The following is a 1,528-nucleotide window of genomic DNA, read 5'->3' on the forward strand; positions in this document are numbered from 1 at the left end:
TACTTTTACCAACACCGCTACCTGCAAACAAGCCTATTCGCTGACCAACGCCGACAGCCAAGAGACTGTTTATGGCTTTAATCCCGACATCCAAGGACTCACGAATTGGCGCTCTGGCAAGCGGGTTAATCACCGCACCATTAAAAGGTATACGGGTTTCAGCTTCTAATGGACCGTGGTCATCCAATACGTTTCCGGCACCGTCAAGCACACGCCCAAGCAAGCCCCACCCTACAGCGACTTCACCAATGGAGTCAGCTGGCGTAACCAGGGCACCCGGCTTCAAACCATCCGCAGCAACAAGTGGCATCAAAAATGTACGATCATCCTCAAAGCCGACCACTTCAGCCTCGATCAAGTCACCCGAAACAGAATGAATAAGGCAACGATCACCAACAACACTTTGGCAACCAACAGCCTCTAAGGTAAGACCGACCATGCGCGTCAAGCGCCCGCTAAATTGTGGTGCCACCTGCGTCGGAACAGAATCAGCCAGTACACCAAGATTCGCAGCTATATTACTAGCAGTGTTGATTTCAAGCAGATCACTCATCTTCAGGGCCAGGTGTTAGTTGTTCATCTAATTCCCCAGAAGTACTGGTGTCCTCGGTATCCTCGGTGCCCGGCAACTCGGAATCTTGTATTTCATGATCAAGCTTGCGCAGTTCATCATCGCCTGTTTCAGGTTCCTCTTTCAAGGTGTCAGCCGAATAGTCACTCAGACTATCAATCGTCACTGGCACTTCTTGAGTACCTGAAGCTGTATTATTGACAGCGGTATCCAGCATACTCTGAACAGCTTTTTGAAATCGTTTTTCAACGGTATAGTCAATCACCTGAGCTGAAGTCTTCAGTAAGAAGCCACCAGCTATAACACTTGGATCTTTCACTAGCTCAATACCAGAACCTAAAGCCTCTAGTGCTTTTGAAACAGTTTCATAATCCTGCTCATTGACCTTTAACATTGCCCCTGAGTCCAGCGCTGGCAAACCTTCCATGACTCGAGACAAAGCCAGTGTAAGGCTTGCACTATCAATATTGAGCTCTCGGTGAATCACTGCTCTGGAAAGCGCAACCGCAACATTTAACATCGCCTCTTCAACGACTTGCTGTTGCTGCTGAATGGGGTTAACCAACTGGTTCATTAGGGCATCTAGCTGTGACAATTTTTCGGCAATTTCACCCTGGCCTTGGGCAACCCCTTGTTCGTAACCTTCACTTTTACCGGCCTCCAAACCTTCTGCATGACCCGCAGCACGACCGTCCTCTGAACCTTTAGCGAAACCATCTCGATGGCCTTCTTCAAAGCCGGAGTCATATGCCTGCTTAGTTATTGATTCAATTTGCTGTGCAGTCGGTGGTTTGACTTTCTCCTTTCTGGCGTTTTCTGCCTGACTAGCCGAACGACCGGGATCGCCAATATTCGGCAGCTCCCAGCGTTCGTAGGCGCTCAGTTCACCTAAAGGGACACGCTTGTTTTTGTCACTCATGCTATATCATCGCTTCGCCAGATCCGCCCAGCGCAATT

At 49.1% G+C, this 1,528-nt stretch carries 1 protein-coding gene and 1 pseudogene; both read right to left on the reverse strand.

Annotated features, from left to right (window positions below; genetic code table 11):
- A pseudogene (fliI, locus tag A3766_RS27555) lies at positions 1-553 on the reverse strand (flagellum-specific ATP synthase FliI); the annotation flags it as partial.
- Positions 546-1,490 (reverse strand): FliH/SctL family protein, encoded by a 945-nt coding sequence (locus A3766_RS27560; protein ID WP_068643375.1) that lies wholly within the window; start codon positions 1,488-1,490, stop codon positions 546-548. The pseudogene fliI and the gene A3766_RS27560, both read right to left, overlap by 8 nt.
- Positions 1,491-1,528: the final 38 nt, after the last annotated feature.

This window comes from Oleiphilus sp. HI0132 (genome assembly GCF_001635845.1).

What these genes read in the sequence shown, in the direction of transcription:
- A3766_RS27560 (WP_068643375.1), bottom strand. Translation starts at nt 1,490, where the DNA reads ATGAGTGACAAAAACAAGCGTGTCCCTTTAGGTGAACTGAGCGCCTAC.